The sequence below is a fragment of the Streptomyces sp. CNZ301 genome (assembly GCF_004217425.1).
In genome coordinates this window covers 795,331-818,678 of record NZ_SHLG01000002.1, presented here as the reverse complement: position 1 = coordinate 818,678, position 23,348 = coordinate 795,331, and the positions used below count along the sequence as shown (strand labels likewise).

Here is a 23,348-nt window from a genome sequence, read left to right as displayed (position 1 = left end):
GTGTGCCGTGTTCGGAGCGGGAATTGAGGTTCGGCGCGTGTGTGCACGTGTGCACGTGTGCACGGGTTCCGGGCCGCGGCGCTGCGTCAGGTCCGCAGCGCGGGATGGCCGGCCACCACGGTGACCGAACCCGCCGCGACCTCGGTGAAGCCGGCGTCCCGTACGAGCGGGAGTCCGCCGCGGACCAGGCGGGCCCACTGCCCCGGACCGGCGGCCCTGCGCACGGCGAGGGCGAATTCCGCCTCGCGCCAGTCCCTGCGCGCGGCGGCGGAAAGCTCCCACCATGCCGATTGCGCGCCGTGTCCGGCCTGCGCCATGGCCTTGCCCGCCGACATCTCCAGATCCGGCGCCAGCCACATCACCGGCACCCCGGGAGGCGGCGCCGCGGGCGGCTCCGGATCGGTGAGTTCGGTGCCGGAGACCTGCAACCGCGCCAGGTCCCTCGGCCAGTCGCCGACGGGCACCGGCGGACAGACCCTCACCGCCGCCGTCCGCCCCGTCACCGTCACGCCGGGCAGCGCCTCCGCACGCCGCCAGTCCGCGCCGCGTGCCCGCCGCACCACCTTGCGGATCGCACTGTCCTCCCACGCCCGCACACGCTCGCCCCACTCGCCGTCCTCCGCCACCCGCTCGTCGGACAGGAAGGTGAGCACCGCGCGCGCCGCCGTCTCCAGCGCGTCGGTGCGCTCCGGCGGCGCGTCCCGCTCCACCCGGACGACCAGCGGCAGCGCGTACTCCTGTGCGTCGTTCACCCGGCCAGTCTGCCAGCCGCCGCAGACCCTCAACCGGCCCGGGAGCGGACGGAGTCGGCCTCCGTGCGGGGAGGCGGAAGCGGCCGTGCGGGCCGACATCGTCGCCGGAAGCGACCGCGGCGTCCGTCGTCGGCGGAGCCGCAGGCGGCAACGGCCAGGCTCTGTTCCCCGGACCGGCTGCCGTGACCGGTCACCCGTGAGAGGCCGGGAGGGCCCGGTGTCCCCGCAAGGACACCGGACCCTCCCGGTGGGTTCTGAGGCCTGAGGCCTGAGGCGTGGCTCCTCAGTGCTTCCAGGGGCCCGTCACCGCGAACGTGGTGCCGGGGTCGTAGCAGTTGACGTACATCGTGCGGCTGTCCGGCGAGAAGGCGACACCCGCGAACTCGCCCCACGCGGGCTCGTCGTCCGTGCCGGTGTTCTGCCGGTTCCTGGCCATCGGGTAGACCGAGCCGTGCTTGGTCAGCCCGTAGACGTGCTGCGCGCCTTCCCCGTCCTCGCACACCATGAGGCCGCCGCTCGGCGCCAGGCAGATGTTGTCCGGCTCCTCGCCCGGCATGTCCAGATCCGAGTCGGGCCCGAAGATCACCACGAGTGTGAGCTTCTTGTGCTTCGGGTCGTAGCGCCAGACCTGTCCGTAGTGGTCGGCCTTCGAGCCGTCGGCGGTCTTGGCGAAGCTGGAGACGAAGTAGACGGACTTGCCGCCCCAGTAGCAGCCCTCCAGCTTCTGGGCATGCGTGATGCCGTCCTTGCCGAAGTCCTGGAAGCGGATCGCCGTCTCCTTGGCGAGCGGGTCGGGGACGTCGACCCATTCGACGCCCTCGAAGCTCGTGCCCGGTTCCTGCACGACCGACAGGTCGGGCACGCCCGGCACGCGCATGGCCTGGAGTGTGCCGCCCGCGTGGAGGGAGCCGTATCCGCCCAGCGGCTTCTCCGGCAGGAACCGGTAGAAGAGGCCGAACGGCTTCTCGAAGGCGTCCTCCGTCTCGTAGACGACGCCGTTGCGCGGATCGAAGGCGATGGCCTCGTGCTGGAAGCGGCCCATCGCGGCCAGCGGCTCGGTGGAGGTGGGCCGGTCGTGCCGGAAGCCGACCTCGAAGATGAAGCCGTGGTCCTTGGCGTAGCCCTCCTCGCCCGCCTTGAACTCGGTCTCCTCGCAGGTCAGCCAGGTGTCCCAGGGGCTGGGGCCTCCCGCGCAGTTGGTGGAGGTACCGGCGATGCCGACGCGCTCCTGAAGGACCTCGTTGCGACGGTCGACTTCGAGGACCGTGCAGCCGCCCAGCGCCTCCGGGTCGTAGGTGAGGCCGTCGACGGTGGGCACGCCGTGCTCGGCGTCCATCCTGTTCTCGTGGTTGCGGACGAGCCAGGTCGAGCCGTGGCGGTCGCCGTGCCCGTTCGCGGCGGCGAAGGCGGCCATCCCGTCGAAGTTGCTGGGGACCTTGCCCTCGCCGGAGCGCAGTTCGTCGGCCTCGCGGGAAAGGATCTTGTACTTGAAGCCCTTGGGCAGATCGAGCACGCCCTCCGGGTCGGGCACGAGCGGCCCGTAGCCGGAACGACCCCCGGTGCCCTGGGCGGCGGCGGTTCCCGTGAACAACTCCGAGAGGGCACCCGAGAAGGCGATGCCTGCTCCCAAGGCGCCCGATCTTGCCAGCACTTGACGTCGTGTCGTCATACGGAACTCCCAGTCGGCGGGCAGATACCTCGTGTGTTTATCACGCGGACGGATGTACGGGCACTAGCCACGACAACTGTCGTCTACGCGCGTGCGGTGACGGAGTGAGAGCGGGGGAGCCCGCCTGGTGCGGGATGTGCCCTCAGCCGGCGGCGAGCCGTGCGCCGTCACGCGCGAGGGAAGTGAGGCGGGAGATCGCGCGGAAGTACTTCTTCCGGTAGCCGCCCTCGAGCATCTCCTTCCCGAACAGTTCGTCGAAGGGCGCGCCCGAGGCCACCACCGGCAGTTCGCGGTCGTACAGGCGGTCCGCGAGCACCACCAGCCGCAGCGCCGTGGACTGGTCGGGAACCGGCCCGACCCCGGTCAGGCACACGGCGCCGAGACCGTCGACGAGCGCCCCGTAGCGGCTCGGGTGGACCGCGGCCAAGTGCGAGAGGAGGCCGGGGAAGTGGTCGAGCGAGGCTCGGGGGGTGAGGTTCGCGACCCGCGTGACCTCGTCCTCCTCGAGCGGCGGGGGAGCGGCGGGAAGGCCCCGGTGCCGGTAGTCCTCGCCGTCGATGCGCAGCGTACGGAAGTGCGCCGAGAGCCCCTGGATCTCGCGCAGGAAGTCCGCCGCGGCGAAGCGGCCCTCTCCGAGCCTGCCGGGCAGCGTGTTGGAGGTGGCGGCCAGCGCCACACCCTGTTCGACGAGTCGGCTCAGGAGGCTGGAGACGAGGACGGTGTCTCCAGGGTCGTCCAGCTCGAACTCGTCGATGCACAGCAGCCGGTGCTCCCCGAGGGTGCGTACGGTCTGCTGGAAGCCGAGGGCTCCGACGAGGTTGGTCAGCTCGACGAACGTGCCGAACGCCTTGCGCTCGGCGGGAGCTTCGGTGGCGTGCCAGAGCGAGGCGAGCAGGTGCGTCTTGCCGACGCCGTAGCCGCCGTCGAGGTAGACGCCCCGGGGGGCGCCGGGGCGGGCGGCGGCACCGCCGCCGCGCCGGAACCACCGGGTCAGGCCGCTGCCCGCGCTCCGGGAGCCCGGAGCCTCGCCGATGCTCCCGGCAAACGACTCCAGAGCCCGTACCGCCTCGGGCTGGCTGGGCCGCTCCGGGTCCGGCACGTACGTCGAGAAGCGGACGGAGTCGAAGCGCGGCGGCGGCACCATCTCGGCGACGAGACGCTCGGCGGGTGCCTGCGGCTCGCGCGCGGTCAGGGAGAGCGGTGCGCTCCCCTCGCCGGAGACACCGGCAGAGTGGGCCGCGCCGGCGGCGGGGCCGGAACCGCGGGCGGAACCGTGCGAGTCGAGGGAGCTGGACACGCCGTTCATGCTAAAGGGGCCGCCGGCCGGGCGTGGAATCGCGGTTCCGCGGGCCCCGGACGCCAAACGGCCGGCCGGCGGGGTCGTGCCACACTGCCATCCCATGCGACGTCTGTTCCCACTCCCCGCCGACGAGCGTCCCGAAGCCCCTGCCGCCCCCGAGGGCGGCGAGTGGAGCATCGACGACCTGGCCGACGCCTACGCCTACCCGGAGCCGGCGGCCTCGGGGAGGGGAGTGTGGCTGCGCGCCAACATGGTCTCCTCGCTGGACGGTGCCGCCCATCACGAGGGGCGCTCGCAGCCCCTCTCCTCCTCGGCCGACATGCGGATCTTCGGCGTGCTGCGGGGCCTCGCGGACGCGGTCGTGGTGGGAGCGCAGACCGTGCGCCAGGAGGGCTACGGTCCCGCGCGCGAGCGGGATGTCTTCGCCCGCCGCCGGGCCGCCGCCGGGCAGGGCCCGGCTCCGGCGATCGCCGTCGTCAGCGCGGGCCTCGACCTGGACTTCTCCGGGCCGCTCTTCTCGCGTCCCGTGGTGCCCACACTGCTGGTGACGGGTGCGGCGGCGCCCTCGGACCGGATCGATGCCGCACGGCACGCGGGCGCCGAGGTCGTCTTCGCGGGCGAGGGGACCGCCGCCGAACCCGCCCGGCTGGTCGCCGCCCTTGCGGAGCGGGGCCTGCGGCGGCTGCTGACCGAGGGGGGTCCGCGGCTGCTGGGGGAGCTGGTCTCCGGCGAGGTCCTGGACGAGCTGTGCCTGACGGTCGCGCCGCGCGTCACCTCGGGAGGGGCCGTACGGATCGTGAACGGCCCCGGGATGCAGGTGCCGGTGGACTTCCGGCTCGCCGGGGTACTGGAAGAGGACGGGTTCCTGTTCACGCGGTACCAGCGGCCAGGCCCGGCGGCGGAGCAGAGCGCTCCGGATACATTCGCCGGGGGCCGGTGTGCGTGAGTGCCGTCTGGGCGGGCAGCCGTTGGCCGGATGATCGTCATGGAGCCCAGGGCTCCACGTGGGAAGAAGGGCGCCGCAGTGTTCACGACCGTACTGATGATCGAGAAGCCGCTGGTGTCCGACGATGTGGAACTCGTCACGACGCTGCACGGTGACGAGGACGTCTCCTTCGTCGTACTGATGCAGCCGCGAGGTGACCAGGACCGCCTGCTGCGGGCCCTGGACGACGTCGCACTCGGAGAGTTCGACCAGGCCGTCCGCGAGGGCAGCGAACCGGAGGACCGCGACACCCACAGTCCGGCCGTCACCGCCCTCGAGCACTCACTGACCTTGCTGCGCGAGGCGGGTGCGGAGGCCGAGGGCCAGATCATCGAGAAGCATCCGCTCGACGTGCTGACCGGGACGGTGGAGCGGCACAAGGCGGACGAGGTCATCGTGCTGACGGCCCCGCACCTGGTCGAGGAGTTCTTCCACCGCGACTGGGCGACACGGGCCCGGCACAAGGTGGGTGTCCCGGTGCTGAAGCTGTTCGCCCACACCCCCTGACCTTCCCGGCGGCCCCGGCAGAGACCTGTCGGTTGTCTGCCGCCTCTCGGCCCGTCCCTCTGCCGCATGTCTGCCGGAGTCCTGCCGAGTGGCCCCCCCCGGAATGCCGGACAGGGATGACGCGGAGCCTGAGGCGGGGCCGCCGCCCCGCAGCGAATAGGCTGGGCGGGCGCGTCGTGGACGCTCCGGGGCTTCCCCGGAGCCGCGCAGCGCGCCCGTTCGCGAGAGTACGAGTCATGGAGGCGCCCGCATGGCAGCCGACCTGCCCAGCCCGACCGTCCCGGCGGACCTCGCACGTCCGCACTTCATCGGCATCGGCGGTGCGGGGATGTCAGGCATCGCGAAGATCCTCACCCAGCGCGGAGCGCGGGTGCAGGGCAGCGACGCCAGGGAGTCGGTGACGGCGGCAGCGCTGCGCGGACTCGGTGCGACCGTGCACATCGGCCACGACGCCGCGCATCTCGCACAGGACGCCACCAGCGTCGTCGTCTCCAGCGCCATCCGCCCCGACAATCCAGAGCTGGCCGCGGCGGCGTCGCGCGGCGTTCCCGTCGTGCACCGCTCGGACGCGCTCGCCGCGCTGATGGACGCCTGCCGGCCCCTGGCCGTCGCCGGCACCCACGGCAAGACCACCACCACCTCGATGCTCGCCGTCGCCCTGGGCGCCCTCGGCCTCGACCCGTCGTACGCGATCGGCGGCGACCTGAACGAGCCGGGCTCCAACGCGCACAACGGACGCGGTGAGATCTTCGTCGCCGAGGCCGACGAGTCGGACCGCAGCTTCCACAAGTACGCGCCCGAGGTGGCCATCGTGCTCAACGTGGAGCTCGACCACCACGCCAACTACTCCTCCATGGAGGAGATCTACGAGTCCTTCGTGACCTTCGCCGACCGCATCCGCCCCGGCGGTGTGCTCGTCGTCTCCGCCGACCACGAGGGCGCCCGCGAGCTGACGCGCCGGGTGCGCGAGCGCGGGCACGTGCGGGTCCGCACCTACGGCGAGGCGGAGGACGCGGACGTGCACGTCCTCGACATCACCCCGCACGGCCTGACCAGCGAGACCACCGTGCGGCTCGACGGGCAGGAGGTGACCTTCGCGGTCTTCGTGCCCGGCAGGCACTACGCGCTGAACGCCGTCGCCGCGCTCGTCGCGGGCTCCGAGTTGGGCGTACCGGCGGACGAGCTGGCGAAGGCTCTGGGCACGTACACCGGCGTGCGGCGCCGCCTCCAGCTCAAGGGCGAGGCGAACAGCGTCCAGGTCATCGACTCCTACGCCCACCACCCGACGGAGATGACCGCCGACCTGGAGGCCATCCGCGGCGGCGCGGGCGACGGACGCATCATCGTGCTCTTCCAGCCGCACCTCTTCAGCCGCACGCAGGAGCTCGCCACCGAGATGGGGGAGTCGCTGGCCCTGGCCGACGCCTCCGTCGTCCTCGACATCTATCCGGCCCGCGAGGACCCCATTCCGGGCGTCACCAGCGAGTTGATCATCGATGCGGCACGCGCCGCGGACGCCGATGTGCGGCACGCGGCGACCGGCACGGCGGGCGCCGAGCTGGTGGCGGGAATGGCGGAGCCCGGTGATCTCGTTCTCACTATGGGAGCCGGTGACGTGACGGAGCTGGGTCCCGAGATCCTCGCCCGGCTGCCGCACTGACCACGTGAAGCCCGGGAACAGACGAAGGAGGCCTACCGGCCGTGACGTACGAGATCGAGAAGCCGGAAGATCAGTGGCGGGCCGAGCTCAGCCCTGAGGAGTACCGGGTGCTGCGCCAGGCCGGCACCGAGCCCGCCTTCACGGGTGAATACACCGACACCAAGACGACCGGCGTCTACAACTGCCGGGCCTGCGGAGCGGAACTCTTCCGCTCCGACACGAAGTTCGAGTCGCACTGCGGCTGGCCCAGCTTCTACGACCCGGCGCAGGCCGAGGCCGTCGAGCTGATCGAGGACCACTCGATGGGCATGCTCCGCACGGAGGTCAGGTGTGCCCGCTGCGGGTCGCACCTCGGCCATGTCTTCGAGGGCGAGGGCTACCCGACCCCGACGGATCAGCGTTACTGCATCAACAGCATCTCCGTACGCCTGGTGCCCTCGGAGTCCTGAGGCGGGCTGTTCGCCGGGCGCCGGCCGCGGGCCGGTGCCCGGCGCGCCCCTCGGAGAGGGTGCCTCCGAGCTGACGCTCATGGCCAGGTCCCGGCACATGGAAGGCCGGGAACCTCCGCCGCCTCTTCGAGCCCCCGCCGGAGGTCATCGCGGAGGTGACCGGCCTCCTCGCACCTGGTGACGCCCGCCGCTGAACTCCGCCGGCCGTGCTGTCCGTCGCCGATACGGCGGGGCCCGCACGGCACCGGGCTCTGCATCTGGTCCGCACCGCTGCCGGTCAGCGGCGAGACGTCGGCGAAGCCGCGGTAGGGGTCGGACCGGGCGAACTGGTTGGTCATGTCGACCACCACTCGGCCCGTCCAGTCCCCGAGCCGCCGCCCGACCGCGGGGACCGCGCCGAACGGGACGGCGTTGAACAGCACCAGGGCGTTGAGGACCAGTCCAGGGCGCCGATCTGGTCCTCCATTCCGTCCTCGTTGCACCCGTGGACGAACAGCGGTGCGGCGACCGTCGCGTGCGGGCAGCCTCGCCTCGCCGCCGGTGACCGAGGTGGACCCCTGGTCGCCGCCGGTCCAGGAGCGGCAGGTCAGGCTGTGCCGTTGCCGCCGTTGCCGCCGTTGCCGCCGTTGCCGCCGTTGCCGGGGGTGGGGGTGGTCTTCTGGATCTGGAGCAGGAACTCGGTGTTGGACTTGGTCTGCTTCATCTTGTCCAGGAGGAGTTCGATGGCCTGCTGCTGGTCCAGGGCGTGCAGTACCCGGCGCAGCTTCCAGATGATCTGGAGCTCGTCGCCCGCCATGAGGATCTCCTCCTTGCGGGTGCCGGAGGCGTCCACGTCCACGGCGGGGAAGATCCGCTTCTCCGAGAGCTTCCGGTCCAGCTTCAGCTCCATGTTGCCGGTGCCCTTGAACTCCTCGAAGATCACCTCGTCCATGCGCGAACCGGTCTCCACCAAAGCGGCGGCCAGGATCGTCAGCGACCCGCCGTCCTCGATGTTGCGCGCCGCACCGAAGAACTTCTTCGGCGGATACAGCGCCGTGGAATCCACACCACCGGACAGGATCCGGCCCGAGGCGGGAGCGGAGAGGTTGTAGGCCCGGCCCAGACGCGTGATGTTGTCCAGCAGCACCACCACATCGTGACCCAGCTCCACCAGCCGCTTGGCCCGCTCGATCGCCAGCTCCGCGATCGTGGTGTGATCCTCCGCGGGACGGTCGAAGGTCGAGGAGATCACCTCACCCTTCACCGACCGCTGCATGTCGGTGACCTCTTCCGGCCGCTCATCGACCAGCACCACCATCAGATGGCACTCCGGATTGTTCACCGTGATCGAATTCGCGATCGACTGCAGCACCATCGTCTTGCCCGCCTTCGGCGGCGCCACGATCAAACCGCGCTGCCCCTTGCCGATCGGCGAGACCAGATCGATGATCCGCGAGGTGAGCTGATTCGGCTCCGTCTCCAGCCGCAGCCGCTCCTGCGGATACAACGGCGTCAGCTTGTTGAACTCCGCCCGCGACCTGCCACCCTCCGGCGACGCACCGTTGACCGAATCCAGCCGCACCAGAGCGTTGAACTTCTCCCGCCGCTCCCCCTCACGCGGCTGCCGCACCGCACCCGTGACGTGATCCCCCTTGCGCAGCCCGTTCTTACGGACCTGCGCCAGCGACACATACACATCATTCGGACCCGGCAGATACCCCGACGTCCGCACGAACGCATAGTTGTCGAGAATGTCCAGAATCCCGGCCACCGGAATCAGCACATCATCCTCGGCGATCTGCGGCTCGGCATCCTCACGCCCACCACGACGCCCACGACGATCCCGATCACGACCCCGACGACCACGACGGCCGTCCCCCTTGGACTTCCGGCCCTGTTCGGCGCCTGGGTGCGCGGACGTTTCGGTGGTGTCGTTCTTCACAGGGGGCCTTCCGGACGGGGAATACGTACGTACGTCCTCGCCTGCTGAAGCGGAGAAGACGGGAGCCGCTGCCGTGCCCCGCGAGGCGCTCCGGCGGTCCGGGCGGACGGGGAGACGGCCGCAGGCTCTGGACGGTGGACGGTGGACGGTGGACGGACCACACCGTCATGCGTGCACTTCCCCCGCTGGCCGCCGGGAAACACCGCCTTGCCGGCCTGCTCGCTCCTCCCGTGGCCCGGGGTGGAATAGCCGGGCGGAGTGCGGCGGTTCGCTTGTACGTTACAAACGATCCGAACAGCCGTCCGTCACGCAACGGAGTCCGCATGACCCATGCCCGCAGCGCCGCCTCGTCCCCCTCCGCCGAACCGCGTCCGCGGAGCCCCCGGACGGACGGCGCCGGCGGCGGGGCCGGCACCGGCGCGGGGACAGCGGCCAGCGGCCCGCTCGGAGAGGCAACTGAGGGCGCCGGCAGGGGAGTCGTGCCGGTACTGGCCTTCGCCGGTATCTCGGTCGCGGTCATGCAGACGCTGCTCGTCCCCGTCGTGGCCCGGCTGCCGCAGCTGCTGGGCGCCACCTCGTCCGACGCCGCGTGGGTCGTCACGGCGACGCTGCTCTCCGGCGCCGTCGCGACGCCCATCATGGGGCGGCTCGGCGACCTGTACGGCAAGCGCCGGCTCATCCTCGCCAGCCTCATGGCCATGGTGGCCGGTTCGCTGATGTGCGCGCTGACCTCGTCGCTCGTACCGATGATCGCGGGACGCGCCGTGCAGGGGTTCGCAATGGGCGCCATCCCGCTCGGCATCAGCATCATGCGGGACGAACTGCCGGCCGACAGGCTCGGTTCGGCCATGGCGTTCATGAGTTCCTCGCTCGGCGTCGGCGGAGCGCTCGCCATGCCCGCGGCCGCGTACATCGCCCAGCACGCCGACTGGCACGTGCTGTTCTTCGGCTCGGCCGGTCTCGGCGTGCTGGCCATGCTGTTGGTGGCCGCCGTCGTTCCGGAATCCGAGCAGCGCACGGGAGGCCGGTTCGACGTCCCCGGAGCGCTGGGTCTGACCGCCGGGCTCGTCGTGCTGCTGCTCGCGATATCCAAGGGCGGCGACTGGGGCTGGAGCAGCGGGACCACGCTGGGCCTCTTCGCCGCCGCGCCGGTGGTCTTCGTCCTGTGGGGGCTGATGGAGCTGCGTGTGCGCGAGCCGCTGGTCGACCTGCGCAGCACGGCCCGCCGCCAGGTGCTGCTGACCAACCTCGCCTCCATCACTGTCGGCCTGGCCTTCTACGCCGCGACGCTTGTGCTGCCGCAGCTGCTCCAGCTGCCGCGCTCGACGGGGTACGGCCTCGGGCAGACGATGGTCGTGGCGGGCGTGTGCGTGGCGCCGATGGGCCTCGCCATGATGCTCGTCTCCTCGCTCTCGGCGCGCATCTCCGAGACGCGCGGCCCGAAGGTCTCGCTGATGACGGGCCTGGTGGTGCTCGCCGTCGCCTATCTGGCCGGTACGGCACTGATGGGTGCCGTGTGGCAGGTCGTGCTGACCGCCGTCCTGATCGGTGTGGGCATCGGCATCGCCTACTCGGCGATGCCCGCGCTGATCATCGGCGTCGTCCCGCAGTCGGAGTCGGGGGCGGCGAACGGGCTGAACACGCTGATGCGTTCGATCGGCACGTCCACCTCGAGCGCCGTCGTGGGCGTGGTGCTGGCACGCATGAGCATCCCGGCCGGCGGCACCGCAGTGCCCAGCCAGGAGGGGTTCCGTGTGTCGTTCCTCATCGCGGCGGGTGCCGCCCTGACCGGTTTGCTCATCGCCTCGTTCCTGCCGGGGAAGCCCGGGCGCGACGCGCACGTCTGACCCCGCGGACCTCGGCAGTGCCGGCGTAAATCCGTTCGCCAACACCCGGACGTGCGGCCAGGATGACTCGCGTGCATACGACTCTTCTGCCGTTTCTGGGCGCATGTCTCCTGATCGCCATGTCGCCCGGCCCCAGCACCGTGCTGATCATCCGCAACTCGCTGCGCAGCCGCCGCTCGGGGTTCATGACGGTGCTCGGGAACGAGACGGGGGTCTTCGTCTGGGGCCTCGTCGCCGCGTTCGGGCTTACCGCGCTGCTCGCGGCGTCCGAACTGGCCTACGGCGTACTGCGGTTCGGGGGAGCGGCCGTCCTGATCGTCTTCGGTGTGCAGGCGATCCGCGCGGCGCGCCGGGGCGGCGGCTTCGAGGTGGCCGCGGCCTCCGGGCCGGCACAGGAGGGCGGCTGGCGCTGCTACCGCGCAGGGCTGCTGCTGAATCTCGCGAACCCGAAGGCGGCCGTCTTCGCGATGTCCTTCCTGCCCCAGTTTGTCCCGGATGGTGCGCCCCAGCTGCCGCTGATGGTGACGCTGGCCGCGGTCTGGGCGGTCTTCGAGGTGGGCTACTACGGCATGTACGTGTGGTTCGTCGGGCGGATGCGGCGTGTGCTCTCGCGGGCGGGAGTACGGCGCAGGCTGGAGCAGATCTCGGGCGGTGTGCTGCTGGTGCTCGGTGTCCGGCTGGCGCTGGAAAGTTAGGGGTGGCGGGCCCCGGGCGGGCCAGGGCGGCCCAGGGTGAGTCGGGGCGGGGCGTGTCGGGACAGCTCGTCTGCGCCTGTGCCGGGCGGCTCTCCCTTCGGGCGGGCAGCCGATGCAGATGTCTTTCTTGATTGATTCCAGTTTTTGCGGCAGGCTTCGGACCGTGCCTACAACCTCGGACGTCGAGCGCATGCTGCGCGAGGCCGCACTGCGAGTCACGCGGCCCCGTGTGGCAGTGCTGCGCGCAGTGCACGAGCATCCGCACGCCGAGACCGAATCGATCACCGGTGTCGTGCGTGAGAATCTCGGCGCGGTCTCCCATCAGGCCGTATACGACGTGCTGCGCGCGCTGACCGCCGCGGGTCTGGTGCGGCGCATCCAGCCGCCGGGCTCCTTGGCGCGCTACGAGGCGCGGGTCGGGGACAACCACCACCACGTGGTGTGCCGGTCGTGCGGCACCGTCGCCGACGTCGACTGCGCCACGGGTGAGGCGCCCTGCCTGACCGCATCCGACGACCACGGCTTCGCGATCGACGAGGCCGAGGTCATCTACTGGGGCCTGTGCCCCGGCTGTTCCGCCGTACCAAGTTCCTGATCATCCTGATCCATGTGGAAGGAATTCCGTGTCTGAGAACCATGAAGCAGTCGTCGACGAGGCGAACACGGAGAGTGGAGGCTGCCCGGTCGCGCACGGCCGCGCCCCCCACCCGACCCAGGGCGGCGGGAACCGCGGCTGGTGGCCGAACCGCCTCAACCTGAAGGTCCTCGCCAAGAACCCCGCCGAGGCCAACCCCATGGGCAAGGACTTCGACTACGCCGAAGCCTTCAAGTCCCTTGACCTCGCGGACGTGAAGCGCGACATCGAGCAGGTGCTCACGGACTCGAAGGACTGGTGGCCGGCCGACTTCGGCCACTACGGGCCGTTCATGATCCGTATGGCCTGGCACAGCGCGGGCACCTACCGCATCAGCGACGGCCGCGGCGGCGCCGGCGCGGGCCAGCAGCGCTTCGCGCCCCTCAACAGCTGGCCGGACAACGGGAACCTCGACAAGGCCCGCCGGCTGCTGTGGCCGGTGAAGAAGAAGTACGGCAACAAGCTGTCCTGGGCCGACCTGATGGTCCTCACGGGCAACGTCGCCCTGGAGACGATGGGCTTCGAGACCTTCGGCTTCGCCGGTGGCCGAGAGGACGTCTGGGAGCCCGAGGAGGACGTCTACTGGGGCCCCGAGACCACCTGGCTCGGCGACGAGCGCTACAGCGGCGACCGGGAGCTGGAGAACCCCCTCGGTGCCGTCCAGATGGGCCTCATCTACGTCAACCCGGAGGGCCCCAACGGCAATCCGGACCCGATCGCCGCCGCCCGCGACATCCGCGAGACCTTCCGCCGCATGGCGATGAACGACGAGGAGACCGTCGCGCTGATCGCCGGTGGCCACACCTTCGGCAAGACTCACGGAGCGGCTCCCGACTCCCACCTGGGCCCCGAACCCGAGGGCGCCCCGCTGGAGTTGCAGGGCCTGGGCTGGAAGGGCAACCACGGCACCGGCGTCGGCGGTGACGCGATCACCAGCGGACTCGAGGGCACCTGGACGAACACCCCGATCACGTGGGACAACAGCTTCTTCGAGATCCTCTTCGGCTACGAGTGGGAGCTGACGCAGAGCCCCGCCGGTGCGCACCAGTGGCAGCCGAAGGGCGGCGCCGGCGCGGGTACCGTCCCCGACGCCCACGACTCCTCGAAGAGCCACGCCCCGACGATGCTGACGACGGACCTCTCGCTGCGCATGGACCCGGTCTACGAGCCGATCTCGCGCCGCTTCCTCGAGCACCCCGAGGAGTTCGCGGACGCCTTCGCGCGGGCCTGGTTCAAGCTGACCCACCGCGACATGGGCCCGATCGAGCGCTACCTCGGTCCCGAGGTTCCGAGCGAGCGGCTGATCTGGCAGGACCCGGTTCCCGCCGTGGACCACGAGCTCGTCGGGGCGGACGACATCGCCGCCCTCAAGACCCAGATCCTCGACTCGGGTCTGACGGTCTCCGAGCTGGTCTCCACCGCGTGGGCGTCGGCCGCGTCGTTCCGCGGCAGCGACAAGCGGGGCGGCGCCAACGGCGCGCGCATCCGCCTGGAGCCGCAGAACCGCTGGGAGGTCAACAACCCCGACCAGCTCTCCGCGGTCCTGCGCAAGCTGGAGGAGATCCAGGAGAGCTTCAACTCCGCCCAGACCAGGAACAAGAAGATCTCGCTGGCCGACCTGATCGTCCTCGGAGGCTGCGCGGGAGTCGAGAAGGCGGCCCGGAACGCCGGCCACCAGGTCGAGGTCCCCTTCACACCCGGACGCACGGACGCGTCGGCCGAGCAGACCGACGTGGAGTCCTTCGAGGCGCTGGAGCCGACCGCGGACGGCTTCCGCAACTACCTCGGGAAGGGCAACCGGCTTCCGGCGGAGTACCTGCTCATCGACCGGGCGAACCTGCTCACGCTGAGCGCGCCCGAGATGACGGTGCTCATCGGCGGTCTCCGCGTGCTGGACACGAACTTCGACAAGTCGTCGCACGGCGTGCTCACCGACAACCCGGGCGCGCTGACCAACGACTTCTTCGTGAACCTGCTCGACATGGGCACGAAGTGGGAGCCGACGTCCCAGCCTTCGGAGACCTCCGAGACCTTCGAGGGCCGCGACACCGCCACGGGCAAGGTCAGGTGGACGGGCAGCCGCGTCGACCTGCTCTTCGGTTCGAACTCCGAACTGCGCGCTCTCGCCGAGGTCTACGCGTGCGACGACGCCGAGGACAAGCTCGTGCGCGACTTCGTCGCGGCGTGGGACAAGGTCATGAACCTCGACCGGTTCGACATCGCGTGATCGTCTGAGCACGACCGTCCGGGCCGCAGCGCCGGTCCGGACGACCCGGGCCGGGTGCCCGGGCTCCCGCAGCGGGAGCCCGGGCACCCGGCCCTTTTCTATGCGTCCTCCGGGCCGTGCGGCGGCGTCATGCAGAAGCGGTGCTGGATGACGCGGTATCCCGCCTTCGCGAACGCGGCGGCCATCGGCGCGTTGCCCATATCCGTGGCGGCGGCGATCGAACGGGCGCCCTCGGCGGCGAGCAGGCGCGTGCACGCGACGAGCAGGTCGTAGGCGTAGCCGTTGCCGCGCTGCCCGGGCACCACGCCGATGAACCCGACCGCGTAGCCGCTCGGGATGAGCCCCGGCACGTGCAGACCGGCCAGCTCGCCGTCCGGCGTGTACGCGAGTCGCCACCACTCGCGCCCGCCGTACGACGCCATCCACCGAAGGTGTTCCAGGTCCTCGCGGGCGGCCCGTTCGATGCCGGCGGCGGCCGTGTCCTCGGCGGCGAGGGCGTGCCGGGCGTGCGCGTCGAGTGTGCCGTGCTGCACCTGGCGCAGCGCGTCGAGGATCACCTCGTCGTCCGGCTCGGGACGGAAGTTGAGACGGCCGGAGGGCTCGGGCAGCCCCTCGGGGCCCTGCACCCCTGGCGGAGTCCAGTCGTAGCGGAAGCGTTCGACGAGCGGGCTCCAGCCTGCCGCCGTTGCATTGCCGATGCGTGCCTCGGCCGCCGCCAGTACGGCGGGGTCGGTCCGCCAGCCCGGCGGCAGCACGAGTTCGAACTCGACCTTCGGGGAGAGGGCGCGCAGCAGTCGCACTGCCGCCTCGTCCTCAGCGGGTTCGAAGTCGAACCAGTCGATCAGCGCGGGCTGTTGGGCGCCCGGCCCTGCCCAGCAGGCCGCCCGGGCGACGACGCGCCCGTCGCGCTCGGCGACCCACGTCCACTCGGGGCGGTACTCGCCGCCCTCGCCGACGGTGGTGTACGGACGGCCGAGCAGGGGCTTGCCCACAAGGCCGGGGTCGTGCAGGGAGGTGAAGACGTCACGCGCCTCGGACTTCGCGAGGGTGCGGACGACGAGGTCTCCGGTCATGCCGGTCATGGTCAAGTGGTCCTTCCGGAAGGAGCGTTGCGCTCCCCGGGGCACACCACCTACCTGTGCCGGTGCCTCCTCATGGGCGAGGCACCGCGGAGGGCGGGAGGACCCCCGCCCGGGCAGGGCCCGGATCCAGGGGGTGGGGGTACCACCCGGGCCGCAAGGCCCAGGGGGAGGAGCGCGCGGGTGTGGATGTGCCGCACATCGCCTCTCGCCTCCTCTCCTGTGCCGTGCCTGTGCCGTCAGGCCCGCCGGCAGTGGGCCGGCGGGGTGAGCGCAACGTAGCGGGCCGTCCCCGCGCCCGTCCACCGGGTTTCCGCCGGCGCGCTTCCGGACGGCTGCCAGGAAGCGGATGTATTGGTTCGGCTACTGCTCAACGGCAGGCCTGGACAGGGGGTTTGCGTGTACTCAGAATGCAGTGCATGACCTCACTGGAGTTCGGTGCCTACCCCCCGCGGCTTTCCGACGCGGACAGGGAGCGGGCTCTCGAGGTGCTGCGTGAGGGTGCGGCGGACGGACGCATCTCGCAGAACACGTTCGAACGGCGCATGGACGTGATCCTCAAGGCGCAGTGGCACGGTGAGTTGCAGGAGGTGCTGCACGACCTGCCGACGCGGCGGGCGCGCAAGCGGTGGTTCGCCGAAGGCATCGCCCGTTTCCACTCCTTCCACCGTGCGCTGCGGCATGCGTGGCAGTCCGAACGCCTGCCGGAGCTGCTGCTGCCGGGGCCCGGCTCGGCGGCGTATTCGATAGGCCGCGCGCCGGGTTCGATGCTGCGGCTCAACCACTTCACCGTCTCCCGCACGCACGCGCAGCTGCGGGCGACCGACGACGGCTGGAAGCTGCGCGACCTGGGCTCCAGCAACGGCACGTGGGTCAACGGCAGCAGGGTGACGGGTTCGGTGAGGGTGCGCCCCGGTGACGTGGTGAGGTTCGGGCAGACCGGCTTCAGGCTCGCCGTGGCGCAGCCGCCCTCCCTGGAGCCGCCGCCCCGGGCCTGACGCACCGCAGCACGACGAGGCTGCGGTCCGCCAGCGTGATCCGGTCGCCCGTCCCGGCCTTGCGGATCTCCTGGGCCGACGGCGGCAGTTCGTCGGCCGTGTCCAGGACGAGCTGCCACTGTCCCCCGGAGTCCCACCCTTCGGGGCCGTCCGGGACGGTGAAGTCCACAGGGATGTTCCGCGCGTTGAACAGCAGCAGGAACGAGTCGTCGGTGACGGGCTCGCCGCGGGTACCGGTCTCGGAGATGGCGCCGCCGTTGAGCAGCACCGCCAGCGAGTGGGAGTCCTCCTCGTGCCAGTCGTGCGGGCCCATGACTTCGCCCTGCGGGGTGAACCAGGCGATGTCGGCGGACCGCCGGGCCTCCTCGCCGCTGTCCCCGGACGCGGGCCCCCGGAAGAAGCGCCGCCTCCGCAGGACGGGGTGTTCGCGGCGCAGCGCGGTCAACTCGGCGATGAACGCGCACAGTTCAGTCTCCGGACCGAGTTCCTGCACGCCTGTCGCCGCCGTTGCGCCGCCCGGACCCTCCGCAGCGGTTGCCCCGCCCGCACCGTCCGGCCAGTGCACCCAGGCCAGTTCGCCGTCCTGGCAGTAGGCGTTGTTGTTGCCGTGCTGCGTGCGTGCGAACTCGTCGCCGTGCGAGATCATCGGCACGCCCTGCGAAAGCATCAGCGTCGCGAGGAAGTTGCGCATCTGCCGCCGCCGCAGCCGCAGCACGTCCGGGACGTCCGTGGGGCCCTCGGTGCCGCAGTTCCACGAACGGTTGTGGTCCTCCCCGTCACGGTTGCCCTCGCCGTTGGCCTCGTTGTGCTTGCCGTCGTAACTGACGAGGTCGTGCAGGGTGAAACCGTCGTGGCACGTCACGAAGTTGATGGAGGCCAGCGGACGTCTGCCGTCCCGGTAGAGGTCCGAGGACCCCGTCAGCCGGCAGGCGAACTCCGCGAGCGTGCCCGGCTCCCCGCGCCACAGGTCCCGCACCGTGTCGCGGTAACGGCCGTTCCACTCCGTCCACAATGGCGGGAAGTTGCCGACCTGGTAGCCGCCTTCACCCACGTCCCACGGTTCGGCGATCAGCTTGACGCGGCTGACGACCGGGTCCTGCTGCACCAGGTCGAAGAAGGACGAGAGCCGGTCCACCTCGTGGAACTGCCGGGCCAGCGTCGCGGCCAGGTCGAAGCGGAAGCCGTCCACGTGCATCTCGGTCACCCAGTAGCGCAGCGAGTCCATGATGAGCTGCAGGACGTGGGGGCTGCGCATCAACAGTGAATTACCCGTGCCCGTTGTATCGGTGTAGTAGCGCGGGTCCTCGCTCAGCCGGTAGTACGAGGGATTGTCGAGCCCCCGGAAGGAGAGCGTGGGACCCAGGTGATTGCCTTCGGCGGTGTGGTTGTAGACGACGTCGAGGAGGACCTCGATGCCCGCCGCGTGCAGGGCGCGCACCGCCTGCTTGAACTCCAGCACCTGCTGGCCGCGGTCGCCCCACGAGGCGTAGGCGTTGTGGGGGGCGAAGAACCCCACGGTGTTGTAGCCCCAGTAGTTCGCCATCCCCGCGTCGGCCAGCCTGTGGTCGGTGACGTACTGGTGCACCGGCATCAACTCCACTGCGGTGACGCCGAGTTGCGTCAGATGGTCGATGACGGCGGGGTGCGCCAGCGCCGCGTAGGTGCCGCGCAGCTCGGGCGGCAGCCCGGGATGGAGCATCGTGAGGCCCTTCACGTGCGCCTCGTAGACGACGGTGCGGTCGTAACCGGTGCGGGGCGGCCGGTCGTCGCCCCAGTCGAAGTACGGGTTGACCACGACCGACGCCATCGTGTGCGGCGCCGAGTCCAGGTCGTTGCGCCGGTGCGGGGCGCCGAAGCGGTAGCCGTAGACCGCCTCGTCCCAGTCGATGCGGCCGCTCATCGCCTTGGCGTACGGGTCGAGCAGCAGCTTCGCGCTGTTGCAGCGCAGCCCGCGTCCCGGGTCGTACGGGCCCTCCACGCGGAATCCGTAGCGCTGCCCCGGCATCACACCCGGCAGGTAGGCGTGCCGCACGTAGCCGTCGGACTCGCGCAGCTCCACCGCCGTCTCCCGCCCCTCGTCGTCCAGCAGGCACAGCTGGATGCGGCGGGCCGCCTCGGAGAAGACCGCGAAGTTGGTTCCGGCGCCGTCGTAGGTGGCGCCGAGGGGGTACGCCTGTCCCGGCCAGACCTGCATGCGATGCTCTCCTTCCGCAGTTGCCGTCCGGCTGCTGCCGCCGCACCGGGGCATCCTTGCCCAGGTCACGCGAAAGGGACGGTGCGTCGGGCTGCAATCCCCCGTACGGGCGTACGGGCAGGGCAAGTTGATGGGGGTTCAGGGTGCGGCTCTTCCAGGGCCGCAGTAGTCTTCCTTGATCGCTCAACAGGGTCAGGAAGGCGGTGCGCGGGTGGGTGCGGGAGGGCTTGAGCTCCCCCCAGGTGAAGGCGGCGACGACGGTGACGGGGAGGCCGCCGGCGCACCGGCCGGTGCGGTGTCACTGGCACGTCCCATGGAGATCGGCGCGGACCTCGACTGGGACGCGGACGCGTGGGCCGAGGTGCGCACCCGGGCCAGGCGGGCGGGGCGCGCGTACATCTGGCTGAATCTCGTCGAGCAGCGGCTGCGGGCCGTCGTCTCCGCCGTGCTGCGGCCCATCTACGAACCGGTGCACGGCGACGAGTGGGTCGTCGCCGCGGCCGGTCCCGCCGGGCAGGAGTGGGTCCAACGGGCCGTGGCGGTACGGGAGGTGAGCCGCCGCAAGGGCTATCTGCTCGACCCCGCCGACGACAACGTTCTCTGCTTCCTGACGCTGCCGCAGCTGCGTGAGCTGATGGTGCAGCACTGGCCGTGCTTCGAGCCGTACTTCGACGACCGTCGCGAAGTCGAACTCGCCCTGGACGAGCTGGAGGTGGCGCGCAGCGCCGTCGCCCGCAACCGCGCGCTGTCCGAGACGGTGCTCGCACAGGCGGAGCGGATGTGCGCCCGGCTTCTGGAGATGCTGGGTGCCTCCGGGGACGACCCGCCCTCCGCGCACCGGCTGCCCGTCGACGCGGTGGAGGACCTCGTGGGTGACCGTTTCGCCGACGTGGTGGGAGTCCACTCCGACCGCGTCCGCCTCCAGCGGCGCCTTCCCGCCGAGGACCTCTTCGGCGGTGCCCGGCGCCTGGACGCGATGGGCATAGGTCTCAATCTCCTGGTGCAGAACTACTCGGGCCGCCGCCTCGTGCGGCTGGCCGCCTCCGGGTGCCGGCTGCGGCTGCTCTTCCTCAACCCCGCCAGCAGCGCCGTACGCCGACGGGAGCGCGAACTGGGCATAAAGAAGGGTGAGTTGAGCCGCACCGTGGAGATGAACATCCTCCACATGCGCCGCGTGCGGGCGCGGCTGCGCGACACCGGCGCGTTCGAGATCCATGTCTTCGACGAGACGCCGCGCTTCTCCGCGTACATGGTCGACGGGGACGGGGCGGACGGCCTGGCCGTCGTACAGCCGTATCTGCGGCGGGTCCGCGGGATGGAGGCGCCGGTGCTGGTCCTGCGCGGCGGGGGAGGGAACTGGTGCAGCGGAGCGGGGAGTACGGCAAACCTCAGGACGAGGGTGTGCACGGGCTGTTCCAGACCTACCGCGAGGAATTCGAGTCCGCCTGGACGGACTCGCGCCCGGTGTCGTGAACTCGGTGCCGCCGGTGTCCGGTGCGCACAGCCTCCGGACCGCCCACACGCACCTCTTCTAAGCTGCCGCACATGACGACCTATGCGGCGCTACTGCGGGGGATCAATGTGGGCGGACACAAGAAGGTGCCCATGGCGGAGCTGAGGGACCTCATGGCCGGCCTGGGGTGGAGCGACGTCCGCACCTATCTGCAAAGCGGCAACGCGGTCTTCACCACCGGCGACGCCGACCCCGGCGACCGCCTGGAGCGCGCCGTCGCGGACCGCTTCGGCTTCGAGGTCCGCTGTCTGGTCCGCACGGCCGCCGAGCTGCGCGCCGTGGCCGACGCGTGCCCCTATCCGGCCGCGGAGCTGGACCCGGCCAAACTGGTGGTCCTCTTCCTCGAAGAGGCTCCCCGGAAGGGCCACTTCGGCTCACTGGACGGGGCGAAGTTCGCCCCCGACACCTTCGAGCACGTGGGCAGTGCCGTGTACTGCTACTTCCCGGACGGAATGGGCCGGAGCAGGCTCCCGTCCGCTCTCGAGTCCGTTTCCCCCAAGGTGGCGATGACCGGCCGCAATTGGCGCACGGTCCAGCGGCTCATCGAACTCGCGAGCTGAATCCGCCGCCCCCTGACCCGTCCGGACCCCGCCCACGACCTGTCCCGAACCCGCCCTCAAGCAGTCCGCGAGCCGGCGCGGCTTTTCCTCAAGAAACGCAGTCCGCTCAAGAGTTGAACATTGGTGAGTCAGTTCGGTCGGATCGCCGACCGAACCGGCGCCCCGCCGTGACGACTTGAGGCGATACGGGCCGCTTTGCCGTGGCGATCCGAGAGTTGTGTATGTCACACCCGCTCATACGGGTTGAGGTGAGCGGATCAATCAGACAGTGTTTCGAGTCCCCCGGTAGCGGATCGACGCTGCCCTGCGAACCGGGGGCGAAAACAGACATACAACCCCCCACACCTCACGAGGAGGACCCTCGTCATGGCAACCAACACGCCGAGAAGCCCCCAGAAGTCCGCGAAGCGCCGTCGCGTCACCATCGCCACCGGTGTCACCGCGGCGGTGATCGGGGCGGCCACGCTGCTGACGCTGCCCGCAGGTGCCGCACCGGCCGAGGGCCACGTGTACGGCACGAAGGCCAAGGGCGCGGTCGACGGCAGCTACATCGTCATGCTGAAGGACGGCAAGGGTGCCAACTCCGTGAAGGCGACGGGGACCGACCTGGCCGAGCAGTACGGCGGCAAGGTCAAGAACACCTACACTTCCGCGATCAACGGCTTCTCCGCGAAGGGGCTCAGCGCCAAGGAGGCCCGCCAGCTGGCCGGCAACTCCCAGGTCGAGAAGGTCGTTCAGAACCACACCTTCACGGTGAACGAGACGCAGTCCAACCCGCCGTCGTGGGGCCTGGACCGCATCGACCAGAAGGACACCGAGGGCGACAAGAAGTACACCTTCCCGGACAGCGCCGGTGAGGGCGTGACGGCGTTCGTCATCGACACCGGTGTCCGCATCACGCACAAGGACTTCGGCAAGCGCGCCGAGTCCGGCTTCGACGCGGTCGACGGCGACGACGACGCCGACGACGGCCAGGGCCACGGCACGCACGTCGCGGGCACCATCGCCGGCAGCGACCACGGCGTCGCCAAGAAGGCCAAGATCGTCGCAGTGCGTGTGCTGGACGACCAGGGCTCCGGCACCACCGAGCAGGTCGTCAAGGGCATCGACTGGGTGACCAAGAACGCCAAGGGCCCCTCCGTCGCCAACATGTCCCTCGGCGGCCCGCAGGACGAGGCGCTGGACGCCGCGGTGCAGAAGGCCATCGACGCCGGCATCACCTTCGCCGTCGCCGCGGGCAACGAGGGCCAGGACGCCGACAACAGCTCGCCGGCCCGCGTGCAGGACGCCCTGACCGTCGCCGCCAGCGACGACGCCGACAAGCAGGCCGACTTCTCCAACTTCGGCAAGATCGTCGACATCTACGCGCCTGGCGTGGACATCGTCTCCGCGACCAACACCGGCGACGACGCCACGGAGACGCTGTCGGGCACCTCCATGGCCGCCCCGCACGTCGCGGGCGCCGCGGCCCTCTTCCTCGGCGAGAACAACGACGCCAAGCCGGCGGACGTCGCCAAGGGCCTGAGCGAGCAGGCCACGAAGGACGCGATATCCAACCCGAGCGAGGGCACGAAGAACGAGCTCCTGAACGTCGGCAAGTGACCGGCGGGGCCGCCCGCTGAGCACAGGACGGGCGGCACCCAGGGCTCCATCAGCACAACGGGCCGCCCGTCGCGCTCCACAAGGGGCGCGGCGGGCGGCCGCGTTGGTGTGGTGGCCGTGCCGGACCATGCTGGTGGCGCACGGCGCACGGCGCACGGCGCACGGCGCACGGCGCACGGCGCACGGCGCACGGCGCCCGATGCCCGATGCCCGATGCCCGATGCCCTGGCCCGGGGCCCGGCCCAGGGCGCAGGGTCCGTCCCTGCGCGTCTCCGGGGGCCTTCGTGCGCCGATCCTCGTCTCCTTCCGCCTTCCTGCTCTTCTCCTTCCGCCCTGCCCCTCGCCGCCGTCCTGCCAGGTCCCGCGCTGCGGCCGCAGTCCCTCAGCTCTTCGACGCCTCTTACGTCGATCCCGAACGGCACACCGCGCGGGCCGACGGAGAGCAACTGGGCCTGGCATACCTGGAGTTCGAGCTGCCGGCCCACCTCGTCACGAACCCGCACCGGGTGCACGGCCGCGGCCACCTCGTGTCCGCGCTGTGGGGCTACAGCGACGTGGGGGGACGGCCGTACCGTCGACGTGCACGTGGCCCGTCTGCGGCGCAAGCTGGGCCGCTTCCGGGACACGATCGTCACCGTCCGCCGCGTCGGCTACAAGTACGCGCCGGACAGGGCGCGTTGAGGGCCGTCACGGCGCCCGCCGAAAGGCGCACCGCAAGGGGCGCCGGGCGCGCGTCTGTTGCACGGCCCCGCCCGG

The 23,348-nt window shown here is 71.0% G+C and carries 16 protein-coding genes and 4 pseudogenes; 13 read left to right on the top strand and 7 right to left on the bottom strand.

What is annotated here, in order from left to right; genetic code table 11:
* Window positions 1–86 precede the first annotated feature (86 nt).
* From EV375_RS27770 to zapE, 3 genes are all read right to left on the bottom strand, one after another.
* The gene (locus EV375_RS27770) at window positions 87–752 is read right to left on the bottom strand and encodes a peptidyl-tRNA hydrolase (protein WP_486588838.1); all 666 of its coding nucleotides are present in this window, start codon (window positions 750–752) and stop codon (window positions 87–89) included.
* Between the two features lie 283 nt (window positions 753–1,035).
* Window positions 1,036–2,421: an alkaline phosphatase PhoX gene (locus EV375_RS27765; RefSeq protein WP_130302664.1), complete on the bottom strand. Its 1,386-nt coding sequence runs from the start codon at window positions 2,419–2,421 to the stop codon at window positions 1,036–1,038.
* 142 nt (window positions 2,422–2,563) lie between these two features.
* Window positions 2,564–3,727, bottom strand: a complete 1,164-nt coding sequence (zapE, locus tag EV375_RS27760) for a cell division protein ZapE (protein WP_130302663.1) — start codon at window positions 3,725–3,727, stop codon at window positions 2,564–2,566.
* Window positions 3,728–3,821: 94 nt separating this feature from the next.
* On the opposite strand from zapE, the gene EV375_RS27755 reads away from it, so the two are divergent.
* The 4 genes from EV375_RS27755 (at window position 3,822) to msrB (ending at window position 7,322) form a co-directional block, all read left to right on the top strand.
* Window positions 3,822–4,667, top strand: a complete 846-nt coding sequence (locus EV375_RS27755) for a pyrimidine reductase family protein (protein WP_130302662.1) — start codon at window positions 3,822–3,824, stop codon at window positions 4,665–4,667.
* A 78-nt stretch (window positions 4,668–4,745) separates the two neighbouring features.
* Window positions 4,746–5,213, top strand: coding sequence for an indole-3-glycerol phosphate synthase (locus EV375_RS27750; protein WP_130302661.1), 468 nt, complete (start codon window positions 4,746–4,748; stop codon window positions 5,211–5,213).
* 250 nt (window positions 5,214–5,463) lie between these two features.
* Window positions 5,464–6,873 (top strand): UDP-N-acetylmuramate--L-alanine ligase, encoded by a 1,410-nt coding sequence (murC, locus tag EV375_RS27745; protein ID WP_130302660.1) that lies wholly within the window; start codon window positions 5,464–5,466, stop codon window positions 6,871–6,873.
* 41 nt (window positions 6,874–6,914) lie between these two features.
* Window positions 6,915–7,322 (top strand): peptide-methionine (R)-S-oxide reductase MsrB, encoded by a 408-nt coding sequence (msrB, locus tag EV375_RS27740; protein ID WP_130302659.1) that lies wholly within the window; start codon window positions 6,915–6,917, stop codon window positions 7,320–7,322.
* Window positions 7,323–7,399: 77 nt separating this feature from the next.
* Here the strand turns inward: msrB and EV375_RS29295 are convergent, their stop codons facing one another.
* Together EV375_RS29295 and rho are read right to left on the bottom strand one after the other, a co-directional pair.
* Complete coding sequence (locus tag EV375_RS29295; protein ID WP_165434861.1) at window positions 7,400–7,744, bottom strand: NAD(P)-binding domain-containing protein; 345 nt, start codon at window positions 7,742–7,744, stop codon at window positions 7,400–7,402.
* Between the two features lie 164 nt (window positions 7,745–7,908).
* Window positions 7,909–9,180 (bottom strand): annotated as a pseudogene (gene rho, locus EV375_RS27735) (transcription termination factor Rho); the annotation flags it as partial.
* A gap of 393 nt (window positions 9,181–9,573) precedes the next feature.
* On the opposite strand from rho, the pseudogene EV375_RS27730 reads away from it, so the two are divergent.
* The 4 genes and pseudogenes from EV375_RS27730 to katG all read left to right on the top strand — a co-directional run.
* Window positions 9,574–11,066: pseudogene (locus tag EV375_RS27730) on the top strand (MFS transporter); the annotation flags it as partial.
* Between the two features lie 95 nt (window positions 11,067–11,161).
* Window positions 11,162–11,785, top strand: a complete 624-nt coding sequence (locus EV375_RS27725; RefSeq protein WP_130302657.1) for a LysE family translocator — start codon at window positions 11,162–11,164, stop codon at window positions 11,783–11,785.
* Window positions 11,786–11,975: 190 nt separating this feature from the next.
* Entirely contained in the window at window positions 11,976–12,380 is a 405-nt protein-coding gene (locus tag EV375_RS27720) for a Fur family transcriptional regulator (RefSeq protein WP_486588878.1), read from the top strand.
* 28 nt (window positions 12,381–12,408) lie between these two features.
* The gene (gene katG, locus EV375_RS27715) at window positions 12,409–14,646 is read left to right on the top strand and encodes a catalase/peroxidase HPI (RefSeq protein WP_130302655.1); all 2,238 of its coding nucleotides are present in this window, start codon (window positions 12,409–12,411) and stop codon (window positions 14,644–14,646) included.
* Window positions 14,647–14,744: 98 nt separating this feature from the next.
* On the opposite strand, the gene EV375_RS27710 is transcribed toward katG, so the two are convergent.
* Complete coding sequence (locus EV375_RS27710) at window positions 14,745–15,719, bottom strand: GNAT family N-acetyltransferase (protein WP_130302929.1); 975 nt, start codon at window positions 15,717–15,719, stop codon at window positions 14,745–14,747.
* A 425-nt stretch (window positions 15,720–16,144) separates the two neighbouring features.
* Here EV375_RS27710 and EV375_RS27705 point away from each other — a divergent pair, with 425 nt between their 5' ends.
* Complete coding sequence (locus tag EV375_RS27705; RefSeq protein WP_130302654.1) at window positions 16,145–16,723, top strand: FHA domain-containing protein; 579 nt, start codon at window positions 16,145–16,147, stop codon at window positions 16,721–16,723.
* Here EV375_RS27705 and glgX read toward each other — a convergent pair.
* Window positions 16,671–18,917, bottom strand: a complete 2,247-nt coding sequence (glgX, locus tag EV375_RS27700; RefSeq protein WP_130302653.1) for a glycogen debranching protein GlgX — start codon at window positions 18,915–18,917, stop codon at window positions 16,671–16,673. The genes EV375_RS27705 and glgX overlap by 53 nt on opposite strands.
* Before the next feature lie 211 nt (window positions 18,918–19,128).
* Between glgX and EV375_RS27695 the strand changes: the two are divergent.
* The 4 genes and pseudogenes from EV375_RS27695 to EV375_RS30005 all read left to right on the top strand — a co-directional run.
* Window positions 19,129–20,390 (top strand): annotated as a pseudogene (locus tag EV375_RS27695) (SAV2148 family HEPN domain-containing protein).
* A 72-nt stretch (window positions 20,391–20,462) separates the two neighbouring features.
* The gene (locus tag EV375_RS27690) at window positions 20,463–20,990 is read left to right on the top strand and encodes a DUF1697 domain-containing protein (protein WP_130302652.1); all 528 of its coding nucleotides are present in this window, start codon (window positions 20,463–20,465) and stop codon (window positions 20,988–20,990) included.
* Between the two features lie 366 nt (window positions 20,991–21,356).
* Complete coding sequence (locus tag EV375_RS27685; protein WP_130302651.1) at window positions 21,357–22,592, top strand: S8 family peptidase; 1,236 nt, start codon at window positions 21,357–21,359, stop codon at window positions 22,590–22,592.
* Window positions 22,593–22,996: 404 nt separating this feature from the next.
* A pseudogene (locus EV375_RS30005) lies at window positions 22,997–23,273 on the top strand (winged helix-turn-helix domain-containing protein); the annotation flags it as partial.
* Window positions 23,274–23,348: the final 75 nt, after the last annotated feature.